We start from the raw sequence: 21,486 nt of genomic DNA on the forward strand, positions 1-21,486 counted from the left end.
AATGAAGAATCTTTGGATTATCGTTCTGGTATTTTTGATCGTGGGTGTGCTGGGTCTTTACTGGTTCAGTTTTCAGGTACGTGAGACAGAGACCGTGGTCGTTACCCGTTTTGGTGAGCCTGTGCGTACGATCTCCGAGCCGGACTGGTATATGAAATGGCCGGTGCCGATCAATAAGGTGCACAGGTTTGACAGCCGGAACCATTTCTTTGAGCTGGACCTGGAGCAGACGAATACGAGGAACGGCGAGCCGATCCTTGTGACGAGTTATGTTGTCTGGAGGATCAGCGATCCGCAGAAATTTCTTGAGTCCGTCGAGAACGAAAGGGAAGCTGAGACGCAGCTTGAGAGCCTGGTTCGCGATGCGCAGAATAAGGTAGTCGGTCAGTATTCGTTCAGTGAATTCGTGAACTCGGATCCCGAGAAGATCAAGTTCAACGAGATCGAGCAGGAAATGCTTGCAAGGCTCGATCAGGCAGAGACTGATTACGGTATAGACATTACGAAGGCCGGCATCAAGCGGCTGGGTGTGCCTGAGTCGGTTACGCAGAAGGTCTTTGACCGTATTCGTGCGGATCGTGAGAGGCGCATTGCCAAGATCATCGCTGACGGTGAAGCTGCGGCGGGCAAGATCCGTGCTGATGCTGAATCGAAGCGGACCGAGCTTCTGGCGATCGTGGAAGCGGAAGCTAAGGCGATCAAGGGTCGCGGTGATGCGGAAGCGGCGAAGTATTATAAGATGCTCGAAGAGGACCCGCAGCTTGCTATGTTTTTACGTGATCTGGAAGCGCTGAAGAAGATCCTGAAGCAGAAATCCACGATCGTTCTTGGTGCCGACAGTGATCCGCTGAAGCTGCTCAAGGGTCTGCCTGAGCTCGACCTGCCCGAGGCGGAAGAGCAGAGCGAGGATGCTGTGGCTGCAGACGGACAGAGCAGCTAGAGAACTGTGTCTGTTGAAGAATAGCTGGGAAATGCAAACGGAATAAGCTGAGAGCTTTTATATGAGTGACAAAGATATTAAACAGAATGAGGCCCAGATCGAGGCTGAAGAGGCGCGTCCGGTAGAGAACGATCCGGGTATGGAATCGTTGAAGAATGCGCTGGCGAAGACGTTCGTGGTTCTCAAGGTGATCATGGCGTTTGTGATCGTTGCGTTTATCGCTTCGGGTGTGTTCAGCGTTGAGCAGAACGAGCGGGCGATAAGACTTCGTTTCGGTGCGGTCACGGGTGATATACTCGAGCCGGGGCTTCACTGGGCGTTTCCGGAGCCTATCGATGAGATCGTTGTTCTGCCGGTGACGAAGAGCCAGACGCTCGAGATAGACAAGCTGTGGTACAATGAGACTGAACGTGAAAAGCTGACCGGTAACAAGCGAAGGCCGGGTCCGACGCTCAATCCGCTGGAAGATGGATACTGTCTTACGCGGAACGAGAACGTGGTTGGGTCGACCGGCGGCGATTATAACATCGTGCACTCGAAATGGATGCTGACGTACACTATTGATTATCCTGAGAAGTTTTTCAGGAACGTCTATGTTGCTGAGGCAAAGCCGGGGCAGGATGTTCTTGCGGTCATGCAGGACAGTATCGAGCCGATGCTCGAAGCGCTTACGATGGACGCGATCACGGCGACACTGCTGCAGTATACCATTGATGATGCTATCGTGAGTAAGAGCAGTATTTCCGAGGATGCGGCGATGCTGCTGCAGGAGAAGCTGAATGACATCGACACGGGTATTGACGTGGAGAGCCTTCGTGTGGCGGGTCAGATCACGTGGCCGAGGCAGGTGGATCAGGCGTTCCAGCGATCGAATCAGGCTAAGCAGGAAAGCGATGCTATGATCAGCCAGGCTCGCGGTTATGCAAGGCGTATTCTGAGCGAGACGGGCGGGGCCGGTGCAGAGACGATCCTTGCGGATTTGCAGGGAGATGAGCTCGACGGCGAACAACGGGCGGAGCTTCTAACGCAGTTGGCTGGTAAGAGCCAGGAAGTTATTGCGGATGCAAGGGCGCACAAGACGAATATCGTCGAGGCCGCAAAGGCCAACGCAAACTATCTAACTCAGTTGCTTCCTGAGTACAGGAAACGTCCCGAGCTGGTACTGCAGCGGATCTATCAGGATGCCGTTGAGGAAGTGCTCGATAACGCTCAGGAGAAGATCATCGTTCAGCCCGGCAAAGAGGGCACGGACAGGCAGTTGCGTATTCTCATAAATCGGGACCCGGCGAGAGTCCGCAACAATGATGATGAGCAGGGGCAAGGCAGGTAACGTGGAAATGAGCGGGCGGTTCAAGCCCTGTTTCAAATACAGTTTTCAAAAGAGAACGGAAAAAGATGGCGCATAAACACATAGGAATCAAAGAGCACGAACTGACTCACGAGCACCAGCACAGCACACAATTTGGTGTCAGTGTCGCATTATTCGGCACGCTTGCTGGTGGAATTCTTTTGCTCAATGCCGTGATCGCTCCATTGTTTTACGGTCAGGACAGTGCGGTCGCTGACCTCTGTGCGATGATCGGTGCGATCCTGCTGGGGCTGCCGGTAGTATGGCATGCCTTGAAATGTATGCTGCACGGGCATATGCATATGGACGAGCTTGCGGCGCTTGCGATCGTGGCGGCTTTCGCGATGGGCGAGTACGTCGAGGCCGGTGCGGTGGCGTTTATCATGCTGCTTGGTGAGCTGATGGAAACGAGGACGGCTCTGGGTGCCCGTGCGGCGATCGAATCGCTGATCAAGCTTACTCCTACCGTTGCGAATCGCGTCAAAGAGGACGGTTCGGAAGAAGAGGTAAAAGTTAGCAAGCTAAAGCCGGGCGACATTGTGCGTGTGCGTCCTGGTGACAATGTGCCGGTTGACGGTGAGATCAAAAAGGGCATCAGCTCGCTGAACGAAGCGACGATCACGGGTGAGTCGCTGCCTGTGGATAAGGTGCCGGGCATGGGTGTGTTTGCAGGTACGACGAATTTGACCGGTGCTCTGGATATTACCGTTACCAAGGCGGGCAAGGATACGACGCTTGGTAAGGTGCAGGAACTGATCATGGCTGCGGAGAAGACGCAGAACCCGATCATGCGTATCATCGACAAGAACGTCAAGTGGTACATTCCGACCATTCTGATGATCGCGGGTATTATCTGGTTCTTCACGAAGGACATGAACCGTTCGATCGCGGCACTGGTTATCAGTTGTCCGTGTGCGTTGATACTGGCGACGCCTACCGCGATGGTGGCGGCGCTGAGTTCCGCGGCACGTCTGGGTATTCTGATCAAGAACGTTTCGATCCTGGAGATCGCGGGCAATATTACAGCTATTATTTTCGATAAGACGGGTACGCTGACGACGGGTCAGCTTTTCGTGACGCGTCTGGAGCCTGCAGATGGTGTTGAGCCATCGGAACTGCTCGAATTGGCTGCCAGTGCGGAACAGCTCAGTAAGCACCCGGCTGCAAGGGCGCTGCTCAAGCTGGCAAAAGAGGCGAATATCAAGCTCGATGGGCCGGAGGACTTCAAGGAAGTGCTCGGTAAGGGTGTGCAGGCCAAGGTTGGTGAGGCGAACGTAATAGTCGGTCGTGATACGTTCCTGAAGGACGAAGCTATAGATATCAGCGGTCTGCCCGATCCGATGATGCACGAGGAGCAGGGCTTCAGTACGCTGTATGTGGCCCGCAACGGTCAGTGCATTGGCTGGATAGGTATGCAGGATAAGGCTCGTCCGGAAGCACAGAAGGCAGTGGAAGAACTGTTCAGCACGGGTCTCAAACGGATCACGATGCTTACTGGTGACCGCAAAGAGGTTGCCAACCGCGTATCTGCTGAGCTCGGGTGCACGGACTACAAGGCGCATTGTCTGCCGCAGGATAAGCTGGCGGTTGTGGAACGTGTCCGCAAGGACGGTCATACGGTAGCGGTAGTTGGTGACGGTATTAACGATGCACCGGCTCTTGCGGCAGGTGATCTGGGTATCGCGATGGGTGCTGCGGGCAGTGACGTTGCGATCAATTCGGCTTCGATCGCGCTGATGAGTGACGATCTGCGGAGGCTGCCGTTCCTGGTACAGTTGTCGCGTAAGACTCGTACGGTGATCAATCAGAACCTGCTGTTCGGCATTATCTTCATCATTCTCGGTGTAAGTGCCTCGGCGGCGGGTCTGCTGCATGTAGTACTGGCGGCAGTGCTTCACTTTGTAGGTTCACTGGTCGTCATCTTCAACAGTGCACGGCTGGTCAGGTACGGTGAGCATCTGGATGCACATATAGAAGAGACGAACGAAATCCACAAGGCTGCGTAGTGATTGCGGCAGTCGATTTTAGCTTGCGGTTTTTTTGATTTTCATATTTGAGGTGTTGCGTGTCTGATAAGAATGGTCAATACGCAGTTGAGACAGTGTCGCTGACGAAGATCTTCCCGGACTGGTGGGGAAGGGCGAAGGTTATCGCGGTTGATGACCTGAATCTGCAGATCAAGCATAACGAGGTTTACGGCCTGCTCGGTCCGAACGGTTCGGGTAAGACCACGACTCTGAAGATGCTTTTGTCGCTGCTGCATCCCTCAAAGGGCATGGCGTTTCTGCTTGGCGGAAGCAGCCGGGATACCAATATCAGCTCGCGGGTTGGTTATCTGCCGGAAGAGTCATATCTTTACAAGTATCTCAGCGCGAAAGAGACGCTCGAATTTTACGGCAAGATATTTGGTCTGCCGAGGAGTGTGCGAAAGTCGCGAATCGAGTCGCTGCTGGAGATGGTGGGTCTTGCGGGTATGGCAAACCGACCGGTCGGTACGTTTTCGAAGGGTATGGCAAGGCGTATAGGGCTTGCGCAGGCGCTTATAAATGATCCCGATCTGCTGATTCTCGATGAGCCAACCAGCGGTATGGACCCGATCGGTACGCGTCAGATGAAGGATCTGATAATGAAACTCGCCCAGCGGGGCAAGACGATACTGCTTTGCAGCCATCTGCTGGCGGATGTTGAAGATGTTTGTGACCGTATCGGAATCATGTACGGCGGGAAGATGCATGTCGAAGGTGAGGTCAATTCTCTGCTGCAGCACCGCGATGAGGTGCAGATCAAGACCGGCCAGCTCAGCGAAAATGCTATGAGCAGGATAAGGGAAATCGTTCAGCAGGACCAGGGTGAGTGCGAGATTGAAAAGCCCATGGACAAGCTGGAAGAATTCTTCGTGAGGACGGTTGCAGAGGCTCAGAAGGCCAAGCAGCCGACCAGTGGTGCGGTCAATTCTGAAAGTGCTACAGGCTTTTTGACCGAAGAAGAAAAGACAGAAGAGGAGAAGGAGTCTGTTCTGGATGGCCTGGTTGGTTCCAAAAAGCCCGATCAGCCCAAACAGCAGTCTGAGGCAGAGACGACTTCGGCGGGCAGCGAGACCGAACAGGTGTCGCGTGAAAAGGATAAGAGTGACAAGCCGGCACAGAAAGATGCTATCCTCAAGGATCTGACCGGGGGCAAATCTGAGCAGGCCGAGACAGAAAAAGTCAGCAAATCGAAGCCCGAAGAGGTCAAGCCGGAATCGACAGAGGATATTAAGGACGATCTGCTGCGGGGCCTGATGGATCGTGGTGACGGTGCTACGGACAAGCCTAAGAAGGACGAGCAGGGGGGCTCAAGCGATGCGTAAAGTCTGGGCGGTCGCAAGGAATACCATTTCGCAGATATTGCGCATGAAGGTTGCTCTGTTGGTGATAGTGGGCCTGCTGATCATACTGCCTTTGATGGGCATGATCGTTACAGGTGACGGGACGCTGAAGGGTAAGCTGCAGACGTTCATCAGTTACGGGCTGAGTCTGACCGGTATGCTTCTGTCGATCCTTACGATCATCGTTGCGACATATACGCTGACGAGCGATCTGAAATACAAGCAGATATACCTGATACTTTCCAAGCCCGTGCATCGGTTCCAGATAGTATGCGGCAAGCTGCTGGGCATTGTTATACTTGACGCGTTTCTGCTGGCTGTGTTTGCGGCGATCATTTACGGGTTGACGATGTTCATGCCAAAGCTGGCGGATGCGGATGAGACCGAGATGGCCCAGGCGCAGCGGGAATTTTTCACCGCGCGTGCATCAGTGGAGGATCCGATCGATCTGCAGGACGTGGTGAAGGAAGTGCGGGAACGGTATCAGCGGCTCAAGCGTCAGGGGCAGATACCTGAGGGCATGGGCGAGCAAGAGGCCTTGAACGAGCTTTTCAATCAGGAACGTATAAGGCGTAATGCGGTTGCTGTTGGCAAATCACGAGAGTGGGAATTCGAAGATGTGAAACTGCTCGGCGATGATGAGCATTTTTCGATTGAATACAAATACAATGTAGCGGTCAATCCGCCGGACAGTAAGGTTTATGGAACCTGGTTTGTTGGCGATCTGCGGCAGGAAACCGAGGCTGATGTGGGGGAATGGGAAACGCCGATCTACCGTCTGGACCCGGCCGATGTAATCCGGACAGTGCAGGAGATACAGGTGCCTGCAGATGCGATCGCGGCAGACGGCTATGTCGCTGCGAGATTCGTGAATACTTACCAGAACAACACAACGGTCATTCCGAAGGATGTCAAGCTTCTGTATGAGTCGGGGACGTTTGAAGGGAACTTCGTTAGGGCTGTATTGATGATAATGACCAAGTTAACATTCCTTGCGGCCTTAGGCGTATTCGTTTCTACGTGGCTGTCGTTTCCGGTGGGTGTACTTGTGTCGGTAGCAGTTTTCTTCATTGGGACATTCAACGGATTCATGCTGGATTCGTTTACAACATTGAGCCATGACATAACGGCAGTGTATTACAGTATTTTCAAGGGGTTTCTGTGGCTGCTGCCTCAATTCGACGGCAGGTTCAACCCGACGGAGTACATGATCGGTGCGGAGGCTATCAGCATGTCGGTGCTGAGTCAGGCGATGTTCTACACTGTTATTATCAAGGCGGGCATATTGACCCTGCTGGGCATAGTTTTCTTCAGACTTCGAGAAGTCGCTAAGGTTATTGTTTAAGAGCGTGAATATATGCGATGGCGTGATAGATTAATCTGGTTTTCATGTCTGCTCGTGGGTGCGGCTTTGCTGTTTGGCGCATCGACCAGGCTGGACAATATAAATAATGCTCGCGAAGAGATGAATCTTGTGAGCAACGAGGCGCTGGAGAATGCGCCTCCTTCGCTGGCGTTTACCACGGTTGCGATGGGTGCGTTCCGCGGGCTTGTCGTTGACATTTTGTGGATGCGGGCGGACAAGTTGAAGGAAGAGGGCCAGTTTTTTGATGCGAAGCAGTTGGCGGAGTGGATAACGACGCTGCAGCCGCGTTTCGCATCGGTGTGGGAGTTTCAGGCGTGGAACATGGCATACAATATTTCGGTGGCGTGTCCGGCGAGTGAGTGGGAGGAACGCTGGAAGTGGGTTCGCAACGGTTACGAGCTGCTGAGAGATAAAGGGATAGATTACAATCCGGAAGAGATATCGCTGTACAGGCAGCTTGCGTGGATCTTTCAGCATAAGATAGGCGGCATAGCTGATGACTGTAACAAGCATTACAAACGCGAGCTGGCGCTGGCGATGAGGCCTTTGCTTGGGGATATGTCGCGAGATTATTTTGCGATGCTGGCTGCTGCGCCGGAGGATGTCGAAAGCATTCTTAAAGATGAGGAGGTCGCTCAGTTTGTTGAGTTCCTTCGGAAGGCTGACCCGGCGTTTGCGGACGTCGAAAAGCTTGTAGACAACTATCGTACGCTGCGGGAAATGCCTTCGAGATTCACTGAAGATGCGGCTCTTGTGCTGGAGGATTACGATGATAGTGAGGCATTGGCGAAGTTTGATGTTTTCGTGAATGCATATACGCTGAGGAACGAGTGGAAGATGGACCCGGCGAGAATGGATCGGCTTAACGAAAAATATGGGCCGGTGGAGATCGGGTCGGAAGACGGTGAGCGGCTGAGTCTGAACTGGGAGCACCCGGATGCGCACGCGATCTACTGGGCGGAGCTTGGGCTTGAAAAGGCAGGTACTCCTGGTGAGCTTTCGATAGATGAAAAGAATACGGACCGTATTGTATTTCACAGTCTGCAGAATCTTTTCCGTAACGGCAAGATATTCATGTATTCCGTTCCGGAGGGGCCTGCGAGTATTTTTACGCGGCCGGATATGAGGATGTTTGACACGTGTAATCGTGTCTGGCAGGAAAAGATACTGAAGTACGAAGAGCTCGAGGGTAAGCCTCGCGGTCTCGATACGGGACATAAGAACTTTTTGGTGAACGCTGTAGTTTCCTTCTATCATATGGGACACAAGGCGAAGGCATTGAAGATCCATCGTGAGCTGAACAGGCTTTATCCGCGGGAAGAGCATCGTCAGCCGCTGGATATTTTCGTCAGGAAACAGCTCGTCGAGACAGTCAAGAGCTACAGTATCAAGGACATACATGAGATGCTCATGGGGTCGCTGCGTGAGGCGTATTTCCGATACGCGGTCGGTGATGATGACGAAGCTTACAAGAACGAAAAGTGGGCGAAAGATATTTACGGCATATTCGCGAAAGAATTCCATACTGAGGAAGTGGATCGGGTAACGCTTCCGCCGTTCGAGAAGATACGTTATCTGGCGTTTCTGGATTTCCTCAATGATCCCGGGTATCCGGAGTATATGCGTGAGAGTTTGCTGAATCGCGTGAAACTGGAGCGGCCGGAACTGTTTGAAAAGCTGAGTGATCAGCATGAGGACTTCATCAAGGAGCTTCAGCAGCAGGAGGAGGCCGGCGCTGCTAGTTAGCTGCCGCGCTTTTTGGCTTAGCGGCAGCAGTTTTTGCGAAATTTTACTTGTTCGCAAGAAGCCTTTGACATTATCGGCCCGTTCATTTCTAATGTGCAGTCCACGAAGATGCCGTTCACGGATTCGTAACGGCTGAATGTTTCACAGGTTTTTGAATGGATTGCATGAATGACCCGACAAGCTTTCACTACCGATCAATTAACGGAATCTCAGAGAAGAGCGGTATTTCACAAGGACGGCCCGTTGCTGGTAATTGCGGGGCCTGGCAGCGGCAAGACTCGCGTGATCACAAGCCGGATCGCTGCACTTATCGATGCGGGTGTACGGCCGTGGAATATCTGTGCGATAACATTTACCAATAAAGCCGCTGAGGAAATGCGAGAGCGTCTCGCGGCAGGGGGCGGGGGTGAGGGTGTGCATACCAGCACGTTCCACTCGCTGTGTGTTCGTCTGCTTAGAATGTACGCTGATGCGGCAGGTATCAGCAATAACTTCAGCATTTACGATACCGACGATCAGCGGCGGTGCGTTAAAGAAGCGATCAAGAACAGCAACATAGACAGCAAAACATTCACTCCTGCGAAGGTTCTCTCTGCGATCTCCAATTTTAAGAACGATCTCGAAACGCCCGAGCAGATACTGGAACGAGCGGACGAGTTTTACCTCAAGACTGCTGGGAGGGTGTATGAGCAGTATCAGAAGCTGCTGAAAAAGAACAATGCGCTGGATTTTGACGATCTGCTGATCAATACCGCATTTCTGCTTCGCGACAATCCTGATATTCGGCAGGCGCTGGGCAATCGCTATCAGTATCTGCTGGTTGACGAGTACCAGGATACCAACCACGCACAGTATCAGATCGCGAAGGGGCTTGCGCTGGAGCACCGCAATATCTGCGTTACGGGTGATCCGGATCAGTCCATCTATAAGTGGCGCGGGGCCGACATTCAGAACATTCTGATGTTCGAGAAGGACTGGCCCGATGCGGTAGTGGTCAAGCTCGAAGAGAACTTCCGCAGCACGCCAAACATTCTGGAGATGGCGGACGTTCTCATTGCGAACAATACCCAGCGTAAGGAGAAACGGCTGGTTGCGACGCATGACCGGGGTGCGGATGCGGAGATTGAATGTTACGGCGACGGTCTTGAAGAATCCGTTGAAGTTGCGGGTAAGATCCAGGCTCTTATCGAGGAGGGGGCGGACCCCAACGAGATAGCTGTGTTCTATCGTGTCAATTCTATGAGCCGAACGGTTGAAGAAGCGTTCGTTCGTCAGCAGATACCGTACCAGGTTGTCAGGGGTGTGGAGTTTTATGCCCGCAAAGAGATCCGCGATATGCTGAGCTATATGAAGGTGATCGCGAATCCTTCTGATGACATGGCGTTGCTGAGGGCGGTAGGTACGCATTCACGTGGTATCGGCAAGATGACGCTTTCGCGGGTTCAGCATTATGCGAGCCAGTACGGCATCACGATGTTCAACGCGATGAATCAGGCGGATGCGATCGATACTATCACGCCTCGGACGCAGACCAAGGTGAAGGCCTTTGCTGCGATGATCGAAAAGTGGCGGGCCGATGCGGATGGGCCGGTCGCGCCTTTGATGGAGCGTGTTTTTGACGAGAGCGGTTTGCTGGACAGTCTGCGAGCCGGCGGTGAGGATGAAGAAAGCGCGATCGAGAACATCGATGAGCTTATCAATTCCGCCTCACGTTATGATGAGATGACCGAGGAGCCGTCTCTTATCGATTATCTTCAGTCGATAGCACTTTACAGCGATACCGATGCTTACGATGCAGAGGCGGGGCGTGTGTCATTGATGACGCTGCACGCAGCCAAGGGGCTGGAGTTCGACAACGTGTTTATCATAGGGCTTGAAGAGGGTTTGCTGCCTCACGAACGCAGCCTGGTTGGCGGTGAAGAGGAACTTGAAGAAGAGAGGCGTCTTTTCTTCGTGGGTATTACGCGGGCCAGGAAGGTTCTGCATATAAGCCATGCCCGCTACCGGACGATGCGGGGACAGCATTTGAGGACCACTCCTTCGAAATTCCTGTACGAGATAGGCTATACACCCAAGGAAGAGCAGTTCGAGAGCTATACCTATGACACGGAATTCTCGCAGGTGGCTCCTTCGGGGTTCGGTTCCAAGATCGAGAAGAAGGAAGCTCCGTTCAGAACGGGTGAGCTGGTGGAGCACAGGAAATTCGGAACGGGGCGGGTGAAAGAATTTCAGGACATGGGTGACAACAGTATTATTGTGGTTCGCTTTCAGTCGGGGCAGGTGAAGACGTTGATGCTCAAATATGCGAACCTGACCAAGCTGAGCGGCTGATTTCATACAAAACAGCAAGTTCATAACGATGCGGCACTTTTTGAGGAGCAAGGTATGAGGAAATTGTATTGGTTGCATACGTTCGTCGTTCTGGTGGTCCTGTTCAGTGTTTCGAATGCGTTTGCTGTGGAGCCGTCTGAAAGCAGTGGCTGGCCCAATCTTGCTGAGGTCCGATCCAACAGAGCTGAACGGATGGAATGGTGGCGTGATGCTCGTTTCGGCATGTTCATTCATTTCGGCCTTTACTCTGTGCCCGCAGGTGAGTGGAACGGTCAGCAGTACGGCGGTTACAGTGAATGGCTGCCTCAGGGTATACCGACTGCGCAGTGGGAGAAGCTGACCGATCGGTTCAATCCAACTGATTTCGACGCTGATGAGTGGGTGCTGCTTGCAAAACAGGCGGGCATGAAGTATATCGTGATTACCACAAAGCATCACGAGGGCTTTGCGCTGTGGGATTCTAAAGCGAGCGATTATGATGTGCAGGCGACGCCGTTTAAGCGTGATATTATGAAAGAACTGGCCGAGGCATGTCGGCGTCATGATATGAAGCTGGGGTGGTATCATTCTGTGCTTGACTGGCATCATCCTGACTATCTGCCCCGCCGGGCCGTTGACAAGCGTTCAACGGATGATGCGGATTATGATCGATATATTAGCTATATGAAGGCGCAATTGCGCGAGCTTTTGACGAACTATGGAGACATAGCGGTTCTGTGGTTTGACGGGGGATGGGATCATGGGCCACGTCAGCACCGGGCGTGGGAGATTTGTGACATGGCCTACGAGCTGCAGCCTGATATTATAATCAATGATCGCATAGGTCTGCCGATGGATTACGATACTCCCGAGCAGAGGATCCCACGCGGTGCTTCTGACAGGCCCTGGGAAACGTGCATGACGATTACAAGCTCCTGGGGATATAACAAGGGCGCCAGGGACTGGAAAGACGCGAAGGCGTTGATCCGAAACCTGGTGGATATTGCGTCAAAAGGCGGGAACTATCTGCTTAATGTAGGGCCGACGGGTGAAGGCGTTATACCGCCGCAAAGTGCGGACAGGCTGCGGGAAATAGGTGAATGGCTGGAGATCAATGGTCGATCGATCTATGGTACGAAGGGCAGCATCTTCAGATCAACGGATTCGACCAGGTGGGGCAGATGCACTACGAGGATGACCGGGGACGGAACGACACTGGTTTACCTGCATGTATTCGATTGGCCGTCGGGTTCGAGCCTGTCGATTCCTGAGCTGGGCAACCTGCCGGACGAGGCATACCTGCTGGCGGACCGTGATGCGAAGCTTACTGCCAGGAAAGCCGGTAAAGGTATAAGCATTGACTTGGCGGAAGTGGAGTCGGCAGTTAATTCTGTGGATACAGTGGTAGTGCTTGAATATGCCGAACAAAAGCCCGTAACATTCCATCCTCCGCGGATCGAGTCGGTTTCGGAAATGTTCATTGACGATCTTACTCTGAAGCTGAGCAGCGAGCCGGGACTGCAGATCAGATACACGCTTGACGGCAGCGATGTCACATCCCAAAGCAAGTTGTATGTGGAGCCTTTTGCAATAAGCACTTCAATAACTGTCAAGGCGGCATCCTTCTATGGTGACCACCTCGTTTGCGAGCAGGTGGAAAAAGAATTCGAGAAGGTCAAGCCCGCAGAGGCCGTTAAGCTGGAACAAGCTCGACCTGGCCTTGAATACAAGTATTACGAGTATGACGGCGAGGTTAAAACTTTGTCGGATATTGACAGGGACAATACGACTGGGTTTGGGGTTACAACTCAGGTAGACCTCGAGAGGAGAAAGCGTCAGGAAGAATTCGCAATGATTTTTGAAGGATACATATCCGTGCCAGCGACTGATGTGTATGATTTCGAACTTATCAGTGACGACGGCAGCAGACTGACCGTTGCGGGCCGGGAGGTTGTAGACAACGACGGTTTGCACTCCAGAGAGGCCAAACACGGCAGCATAGCTCTTGAGAAGGGCCTGCAGAGGGTCAGAGTTGAATATTTCAACGGATTGGGAGGGGCCGAACTAGAGCTGCGAAGTGGTTCGGCCGGCAAGAAGGCTGATAAGGTGTCCGGCGATCGGTTGTTCCATTAAAATTTACTTGGCGAGAATTCGGTTCGTATCGCTGAGGACAAAATCTGCCAGAAAATACTTGCCAAATTGCGGGCTGGTAATACACTGAAATGTTCGGACGGATCGCCTGAAGGCGGATGACAATTGCTAACACAGGTCTAACAAAAGGAGTTTGCTCGTGGGAAAACCCAGAGTTCAGTTATACTATAAGAATGTGACTGCGGATATCATCGGACGCAAACACGGTATCAATGCGGAGCAGTTTCAGGAGCTCGCCAACCAGACCAAGCCGGTCATTTCTGAACTCAATCAGATGCGCGAGTCCGGTCAGGTCGCATACAGGGACCTGCCTTACAATGAAGATTATCCGCGTCAGGTCAAGGAGATCGCGGGGGAGCTGGAAGGCAAGTACGAGAATTTCGTCGTACTCGGTATTGGCGGGTCCGCTCTTGGAAACATAGCGTTGCAGACCGCGTTGAATCCATATATGTATAACCTGGACGAGAAGCAGCGAGCAGGGCGTCCGCGTCTTTTCGTGTTTGACAATGTTGATCCCGCCCAACTGGCGAGTTTTCTGAACTGGGTCGACGATAAGCTCGATAAGACGGTATTCAACGTGATCAGCAAATCCGGCCGAACGGCTGAGACTGCTGCACAATTTTTGACCATACGCAATGTACTGCTGGAAAAGCTCGGTGAAAAGGGCTATCGTGAGCAGGTTGTTGCTACGACTGATTCGAAACAGGGTACGATGCGGACGATCACCGATGACGCTGGCTTTAAGAGCCTTGAGGTGCCGGATGGTGTTGGCGGCAGGTGGAGCGTGCTGAGTCCGGTTGGTCTGCTGAGTGCGGCTGTGTGCGGAATCGATATCGATGAACTGCTCGAAGGGGCACGCTCGATGGACGAGAGGGTCAAGACCGAAGATTTCTTCAAGAATCCAGCAGCGATAAATGCGGCAGTTAACTGGAACTATTACAATTGCGGCAAGCGGATATCGGTTATGATGCCTTATTCGTATAATCTCAAGGACATGTCTGACTGGTACAGACAGCTTTGGGCCGAGAGTCTGGGTAAGAGCAAGGATCTGCGGGGGCATGATATATTCGTGGGTCCGACACCGGTTAAGGCTCTGGGGACGACTGACCAGCACAGCCAGGTTCAGCTATACCGTGAGGGGCCTAACGACAAACTGTTCACATTCCTGCAGGTTAACGAGTTTGAAAACGATATAACTATCGGCGGTAATCCGGACTGTGCTCCGGAGCTGGGTTATCTGGGCGGGGCGAAAATGTCCAAGCTGCTCAACAGTGAGAAGATTGCGACTGAGTATGCTTTGCTCAAGGATAAGCGTCCGTGTATGACGGTAATGTTTGACAAGATCGATGCTCATGCGGTTGGTGAGTTTATTTATCTGTTTGAAGTGACCACGTCGCTTGCTGGTCTGCTTTTTGGTATCGATGCTTACGATCAGCCGGCAGTTGAGCTGGGCAAAGAGGCAACTTTCGCTTTGATGGGTCGTGAAGGCTTTACGGATATGGCGAAGGATATCAGCCCTGTTGCCGAGATCGATGACAGTTTTCTGATATGATGACAATTTCCGGGATGACATGATTTCGCCCGGCGTAATGCTCACATTCTGTTGAAGAGGTCCATGCAATGGATTACGCTGTAATAATGGCAGGAGGTACTGGGAAGCGGTTGTGGCCGTTGAGCCGTAAGTCGCGTCCGAAGCAGGTTCTGAAGCTTATCGAGGGCAATACGCTGCTCCGTCGATGTTACGACAGGCTGATACCTCTTTTCGATCCGCGGAATATCCTTGTGCTGACCAATGCCGGGTATGCGGATATCGTGCGGGAGAATTTGCCGGATCTGCCGTATGGGAACGTACTGGCTGAGCCGGCTGTGCGCGATACCGCCGGCGCGATCGGATTTGCTGCGACGGTCCTGAGCAAATATGATCCGAATGCCAGGATGGCCGTGGTCACTGCCGATCAACTTATAGAACCTACCGACGTTTTTCAGCAGGCTCTCAGTGATGGGCTTGAATACGTCAAAAAGAATCCTGATGCAATGATCACTTTCGGCATCCAGCCGACCTTTCCGAGTACTCAGCTTGGTTATATCAAGGTCGGTGAGCCGCATAAATGCGAATCCTGCACGAATGAAATATTTGACGTGGACAGTTTTAGTGAAAAGCCCGACATCGCAACGAGCCGTGAATATCTGAGCTCGGGCGAGTATCTCTGGAACAGCGGGATGTTCATTTGGCAGGCGAAGACGATCTTAAAGAATATCGAGAAATATCTGCCTGCTTCCAAGGAGCCGCTGAAACGGATTTTTGCGGCGTGGGACGGGCCCCGGCAGGAAGATGTACTCAAAGAGTGGTTCATAAAGATGCCCAAGATCAGCATCGATTATGGTGTTATGGAGCAGGCTGAAAATGTGAAGGCTATTCGGCTCAACTGCAGCTGGCGTGATATGGGGTCTTTCTCAGCTTTGGCGGATATCATCAGTTCTGATGAGAACAATAATATCGTCGTTGCCGGGCAGAGCGAACTGATAGACAGCAAGAATAATATTCTCGTGACGGAGGATGAGGACCATCTTATCGCTGTTATCGGCCTGGAAAATATGGTTGTGGCTCATAGTCCGGATGCTACCCTGGTGTGTCCGATGGATGAGGCGCATCGGCTTAAGGAACTGCTCGAAGTCGTCAAACAGCATGGTGGAGAGAAATACCTTTAGGGATTTTCAATGCGGTTTCTGGCAGTAGATTTCGGGGAAAAACGGACCGGGCTGGCGGTCTGTGATGAGAAGGAGACTATGGCATTTCCACTTACGGTCCTTGAAGGCCAGGGCGGGCTTGCGAATCGAATTGCGAAAATTGCTAAGGAGGAGCAGGCTCAGGGTTTCGTGATGGGGCTTCCTCTCAATATGGACGGCACTGAGGGCGATCGTGCCGCTAGAGTGCGTCATTTCACCGAAAAACTTTCGCAGGTTACTGATCTTCCGGTCTTTTTTCACGATGAAAGACTTAGCAGTTTCGAGGCGGAGAACAAGCTGGCAGGGCATCTTACCCGGAAAAAGAAGAAAAAACATCTGGATGCTGTGGCAGCGGCGGGTATTCTCGAGTCATTTCTGCAGAAACGGCGAGAAATGCCGGAAGATTAGAGGCTACAAGCAGCTTTGCTTCATTTGCTCATTTTATGCCTTTCTTGTGGAGTTTTAAACAAATCAATACGTCTATGCATTTTAAGCTGGCGGTTGGCGAGCTTTTGCGTAATAATAAAAGAGTAGACGCAGAGCGGGAATTGTTGAGTTGAGAGAGGTGTAACAATGGAAAAGACCAGACACGCCAAACTGAATCTCGACCGCGTTGATAATGCAGATCGGCTTGCTGAAAGGGCACTGGATGTCTTTTGTGAGGATGCAAGTCGGGCGATCCAGGAAAAGGGGGTTTTTACAGTCGCGTTATCCGGGGGGCACACACCTGTTCGTTTTTTCGAGCTTCTGGGAAGCAGCGAGCAGGCGAATTCTGTTAAATGGGACAGTGTGCATCTGTTCTGGGTCGATGAGCGTTTTGTTTCTCCCGATTCTGAAGATAGCAATTACGGGTTGGCTGCGAGCACGTTTTTGGATAAGGTCGGTATACCGGAGCAAAATATACACCGTATAAGCGGTGAAGAGACCGAGTACTCCAAAGCTGTCGATCAGTACGAAGACCAGATAAAGAGCGTGTTTGATCTTGCAGCGGGTGAGAAGCCGCAGTTCGACTTACTGGTATTGGGAATGGGTGCAGACGGCCACATAGGGTCGCTTTATCCCAATTCTGTGGTGCTTTTTGATACCGAGGATATAGTCAGCCCGGTATATTTCATGGGGGAAAACATCAATCGCATTACGCTGACTTATCCTGTGATCCGCAAAGCTGAGCATATTCTCATAATGATATCCGGCCGGGGGAAGGCGGAAACATTGCGAGATGTGCTTACGAGTGAGCCGGATGAGGTACGCTATCCGGTGCATACACTCTGGCCTATTCTGGAAAAGGTGACCTGGCTGGTGGATCAAGAGGCGGCTCAATACCTTGAGGATTACTGAGGTATCACCAGCTCCATGCCGGGTCGAACGGCTTTGGGATCATCGATGTCGTTGGATTCCTGGATGAGCTTCCATTTGGACTGATTGCCGTAGTAGTCGCGGGCAATAGAAGATAGCGTTTCGCCTTTGGTGACGACATGCACTTTTTCATTCTTTGGGTTGGCGGATTCTGAATTCCGCTTTGTCGTATCGAGCGAATCAAAGAGGTCGTCCTCAGCGACTGCAGGGTGATCTTCACTCAGACCCCATTTCAGCGAGTTTTCCTGTGACTCTTTATCGTCCACGTCGGCAGGCATCTCATAGGTGCTGTGATCTATAGTGATCTCGTTGTTGCTTTGATTCTTTTCGAATGCCCGCTTCTGACGGCTTGCAAGGTCCTCGGTCGGCCACATGGATACTGTGACAGTAGCCGCAGTGGCGAACAGAAATCCTATGAGTATGCCGATTTTCAGATCACGTGGCATGATAATCAAAAAAGGGCCGCGGATCAGCATGACCCGCAGCCCTTTGCGATAACTCTCTTATTTAGTTTCACTTTCGGATTCAGCCGAACCTGTGAGCAGGATCGGAGCAGCTATTCCGATCGAAGAGTATGTACCCACGATAATACCGATCAGCATTGCAAAGGTGAAGCCTCGCAGACCTTCGCCGCCCCAGATGTACATAACAAGCACAACGACGAATGTTGTGAACGATGTCAAAAGGGTTCGCGAGATAGTCTGGTTGATGCTGTTGGATACTACGTGCGGCGTGAGTTTGCCCTTGCCGCGATTTTCACGGATACGGTCGAAGACAACGATCGTATCATTCAGCGAATAACCGATGATCGTCAGGAAGGCCGCGATCATTTCAAGATTGATCTTGAAGTCCATGATGCCGAGTGCTCTTCCAAGCGATGTTTTCGCGATGAAAGTACAGACCGTTACGGCACCGAGCGTTATGCACACGTCATGGATAAGGGCCGCTATCGCTGCAAATCCGTAGCGTGCTGTTCCGAACCGGATCCAGATGTAGGCTACGATAGCTATGAGCGAGAGCACGATGGCGATGATCGCACGAACCTTGGCCTGCTGTCCGATCGACGGATCGACCTGTGTTACGCGTGAGAGCGATTCTTCCATCGATGCTGCTGTGAGAACCTTGGACTTTTCGCCTTCAATGAAGCTCTGCCATTCATCTTCGCTGAACTCACGGTAACCAGCCTCGGGGTGTACGCTGACGTAGACAAATTCGCTCAGCTCTGTACCCGGCTCAGGTATGGTCATATCTTTCGCGAAGAGCTGCGAATTGTACCACTGCATGTTTGCCATTGTAGGCTTGAACCGAACATCAGCGAATCGGCTCTGGATCTCACCGAACGTGGCGGAATTGTCCAATTCAACAGTGATCATGACCCCGCCGAGGTATTCGCTGAGTTCAGGTGTAGCTTCCGTGATCTGTTCAGCGGCTGTGATCTGGGGTTCAAGATTTTCACGCACATCCAGCAGACCTTCGAAAGTATCACGGACTGCTTCACTGACTACCTCGTTGACTTCGATGCCCTCGATCGTGACGTTGTCACCGAAGGCTTCTTCGATGGTCTGAGAAACCAGAGGCTTGTTCACTGTAGTCGTCTTGACTGTGAACTGAGAATCCTGTTTGTTAACCTGCAGATCGTAGAGCGTGCCGGTATCGGACATCGCTTTTTGCAACTGGGCCTGCACGTTTTCGGTTGTGGCTTCAACGCCTTCGCCGAGTTCTATAGTTGCGACAGCATTGTTGGTTTCGGTGGTGCTGATCTGGAACTGATCGCCGCTTTCGCCGACGGTGTAGACTTTGGCCGTCTGCAGTGCGGGGCTGCCGATCTCTTCGCCTTTTTGGTGAATCATGGCAGCGATGTCATCGGTGGTAAGGCCGTGACCTTCCTTGAGATCGATCTGAACGCTTGTACCACCGGTGAATTCGATGTCGTACTTGCTGTTCGTCTGTTCGTCACGCAGGAAGAATACCGCAAGGCCGCCCACGATCAGGATAGTCGATACGGAGAAGAATACCTTCCGTACACTCATCCAGTTGATCTTTGGTGTGCCTACAAGCTGGAGCATGACCAGGTGGTCCTTGATAACCCGCTTGTCGAGCAGGAAGTTGAAGACGACCCGCGTTACGAACAGAGCCGTGAACATACTCGAGATGATACCGAGCATGAGTACGATCGCAAAGCCCTTGATCTCTTCCGATGCAACCATGTAAAGGATCAGGGCAACGAAGAACGTGGTTATGTTTGCGTCGAGAATGGTTCGGAACGCTCGCTGGTAGCCGTTGGCAATAGCGGAGCGGAGGGACGATCCCTGCTTCTGCTCCTCGCGTATACGTTCGAAGATAAGCACGTTAGCATCCACACTCATGCCGATCGTCAGGATCAGACCCGCGATACCAGGCAGGGTGAATGTCGCGTTGAGCGTTACCATCATAGCAAGGACGAACAGAATGTTCATCAGCAGGGCGATGTCGGCAATAGAACCGGCCAGCAGATAATAGACAAGCATGAAGACGGCGACGATAATGACGCCGTAGATGCCCGCCTTTATACCGCGGTCCCTGTTTTCCGTACCGAGTGTCGGCCCAATGGTCTGTTCGCTCGAAGGTGCCTCACTGAGACTTGCCTGGAACGAACCGGCATTGAGCTTGCTGATCATGTCATCACGTTCGGTGGGTGTGAACTCACCGGTGATGATACCGCTGCTGCGGATAGCGTCGTTGATCTTGGGTGCTGAGATGACCTTGTTGTCCAGCAATATAGCAAGCGGGCGACCGATGTTATTGTTCGTCAGCCTGTAGAACATATTCGCTGCTATCTCGCCGTGCTCGAACCCGATGGCGCGACGGCCGTTTTGATCGACAGTCGGATAGGCCCTCTGGAGCGACCATTCCTCGTCACCAGTGTGAAGCATGGTTTCGCCTGGCTGGTCACTTGCGAGCACATAATGCTTTTCGCCAAAGGTGCCGGTTATGCCGGTACCCTGGCTGTAATTTTCCCAGTCTTCGACCTCGACCCACTTGTATTCATTGGTCGAAGCCAGTTGCGGTCCTCTGGTCTGCAGAGCTTCTACCAGTGCGCGGGCCTTGCTTTCGGCGATGGTGCCGTCTCGCATGGTTGGCAGTATCCTGAACTCGAGCTTACCGCTACCACGAAGCATCCTCTTGAGATCCTCCGGATCATCGAGCCTGCCTGCACCCGGCGCATACTCTGCATAAGCCTCGATAACATTTTCGATCTTTTCTTCGCGGGCCGGGAATCTTTCCTTAAGCTCGTTGAGCATCTCGGTGCGTTTGACAGAGTCCTCGGGCAGGTCAAGTATTTCCTTGAGGCGAGTGATGCTGAGATTCAGTTGGTTGAGACGCTGCTCAGCATCCTTGAAGGCGACTCTGGCACCGTCTTCCGGATCAGCGATCTGGTTAAGCTTATTTGCAAGCTGGCCGTACTTTTCGATGTACTGCTCGACAAAGGGTTTTGCTTCTTCAGTCTCGCCGACGAAGGTGTCGATACGATCCTGAAGTTCTTCGCCTTCGAGTTTGTTCCAGTATACTGCCTGGTTGCTCAGTCTTTCCCCGCTGAGCCCTGCAGCATCGACTTTCTTCTGCAGTGTCTCGAGTTCCTGTTCGAGCTGTTCGGTTTCAGACTGCAGTGCGGTAAGTCTGTCATATGTGCTTGCCAGCTCGGTAAGTATTTCGTTGCGTGTTTCGGAATCACCTGCGAATTCGGCAAAGACTTCCTGGCGTTCTTCTTTGTCTGCAGCAAGAGCACGCTTGACGCGCATGAGATTGAGGTTCTCATCCTCGAGCGAATCGAGAGCTTGCTGATAAGCTTTTCGCTTCTCGATGGTCTCCTTGCTCGCGAGCGGCTGCTGTATCTCGATACGTGTGTCCCCGAGAGGGCGGATGACGAGATTGGCCACGTTCTGAGGGTCAATACGTTTTCTCAGGATCGGTATCTGTGACTCTGCAAGTCCTTCGGTTTCATCCGGAGACATTCCCTGCGTATTGAAGTCATAGATCAGCTTCGTACCGCCGGCAAGGTCCAGGCCCGGCTTGAGCTTGTCCTGTGGCGGATATACCTGGTAGAGTGCGAAAACTACAAGTGCCAGGATTAGAATAATTTTCCAAGTTTGATTTTTACCCATCGCTTATTCCCAAACAAAACGAACTAGATTTTC

General features: G+C 52.3%; 14 protein-coding genes. 12 read left to right on the forward strand and 2 right to left on the reverse strand.

Annotated elements, in window-relative coordinates; all coding sequences use genetic code 11:
* The first annotated feature begins 1 nt into the window (after nt 1).
* The 12 genes from hflC to pgl all read left to right on the forward strand — a co-directional run bounded on the left by hflC (nt 2) and on the right by pgl (nt 17,293).
* Nucleotides 2-940, forward strand: coding sequence for a protease modulator HflC (gene hflC / locus STSP2_RS09750; protein ID WP_146662193.1), 939 nt, complete (start codon nt 2-4; stop codon nt 938-940).
* 61 nt (nt 941-1,001) lie between these two features.
* On the forward strand, nt 1,002-2,270 hold the full coding sequence (locus tag STSP2_RS09755; protein WP_146662195.1) for an SPFH domain-containing protein: 1,269 nt from the start codon (nt 1,002-1,004) through the stop codon (nt 2,268-2,270).
* A gap of 65 nt (nt 2,271-2,335) precedes the next feature.
* Nucleotides 2,336-4,294, forward strand: a complete 1,959-nt coding sequence (locus STSP2_RS09760) for a heavy metal translocating P-type ATPase (RefSeq protein ID WP_146662197.1) — start codon at nt 2,336-2,338, stop codon at nt 4,292-4,294.
* 59 nt (nt 4,295-4,353) lie between these two features.
* Nucleotides 4,354-5,637: an ABC transporter ATP-binding protein gene (locus STSP2_RS09765; protein WP_146662199.1), complete on the forward strand. Its 1,284-nt coding sequence runs from the start codon at nt 4,354-4,356 to the stop codon at nt 5,635-5,637.
* A complete protein-coding gene (locus tag STSP2_RS09770) occupies nt 5,630-7,000 on the forward strand; it encodes an ABC transporter permease (protein WP_146662201.1) in 1,371 nt (456 codons plus the stop codon). Before STSP2_RS09765 ends, STSP2_RS09770 begins: the two co-directional genes overlap by 8 nt.
* A 12-nt stretch (nt 7,001-7,012) precedes the next feature.
* Nucleotides 7,013-8,767, forward strand: a complete 1,755-nt coding sequence (locus STSP2_RS09775) for a hypothetical protein (protein WP_146662203.1) — start codon at nt 7,013-7,015, stop codon at nt 8,765-8,767.
* Nucleotides 8,768-8,935: 168 nt separating this feature from the next.
* A complete protein-coding gene (locus STSP2_RS09780) occupies nt 8,936-11,098 on the forward strand; it encodes an ATP-dependent helicase (protein WP_146662205.1) in 2,163 nt (720 codons plus the stop codon).
* 54 nt (nt 11,099-11,152) lie between these two features.
* Nucleotides 11,153-13,210: an alpha-L-fucosidase gene (locus tag STSP2_RS09785; RefSeq protein ID WP_146662207.1), complete on the forward strand. Its 2,058-nt coding sequence runs from the start codon at nt 11,153-11,155 to the stop codon at nt 13,208-13,210.
* Nucleotides 13,211-13,367: 157 nt separating this feature from the next.
* On the forward strand, nt 13,368-14,780 hold the full coding sequence (locus STSP2_RS09790; RefSeq protein WP_146662209.1) for a glucose-6-phosphate isomerase: 1,413 nt from the start codon (nt 13,368-13,370) through the stop codon (nt 14,778-14,780).
* Between the two features lie 68 nt (nt 14,781-14,848).
* Nucleotides 14,849-15,937, forward strand: a complete 1,089-nt coding sequence (locus STSP2_RS09795; protein ID WP_146662211.1) for a mannose-1-phosphate guanylyltransferase — start codon at nt 14,849-14,851, stop codon at nt 15,935-15,937.
* 9 nt (nt 15,938-15,946) lie between these two features.
* Nucleotides 15,947-16,363, forward strand: coding sequence for a Holliday junction resolvase RuvX (gene ruvX / locus STSP2_RS09800; protein WP_146662213.1), 417 nt, complete (start codon nt 15,947-15,949; stop codon nt 16,361-16,363).
* Between the two features lie 165 nt (nt 16,364-16,528).
* Nucleotides 16,529-17,293, forward strand: a complete 765-nt coding sequence (gene pgl, locus STSP2_RS09805) for a 6-phosphogluconolactonase (protein WP_146662215.1) — start codon at nt 16,529-16,531, stop codon at nt 17,291-17,293.
* Here the strand turns inward: pgl and STSP2_RS09810 are convergent.
* Together STSP2_RS09810 and secD are read right to left on the reverse strand one after the other, a co-directional pair.
* Nucleotides 17,287-17,766 (reverse strand): LysM peptidoglycan-binding domain-containing protein, encoded by a 480-nt coding sequence (locus STSP2_RS09810; RefSeq protein WP_205847858.1) that lies wholly within the window; start codon nt 17,764-17,766, stop codon nt 17,287-17,289. The genes pgl and STSP2_RS09810 overlap by 7 nt on opposite strands.
* Before the next feature lie 48 nt (nt 17,767-17,814).
* Entirely contained in the window at nt 17,815-21,453 is a 3,639-nt protein-coding gene (gene secD / locus STSP2_RS17500) for a protein translocase subunit SecD (protein WP_205847859.1), read from the reverse strand.
* Nucleotides 21,454-21,486: the final 33 nt, after the last annotated feature.

It is taken from the genome of Anaerohalosphaera lusitana, from assembly GCF_002007645.1.
Classification (GTDB): Bacteria; Planctomycetota; Phycisphaerae; order Sedimentisphaerales; family Anaerohalosphaeraceae; genus Anaerohalosphaera; species Anaerohalosphaera lusitana.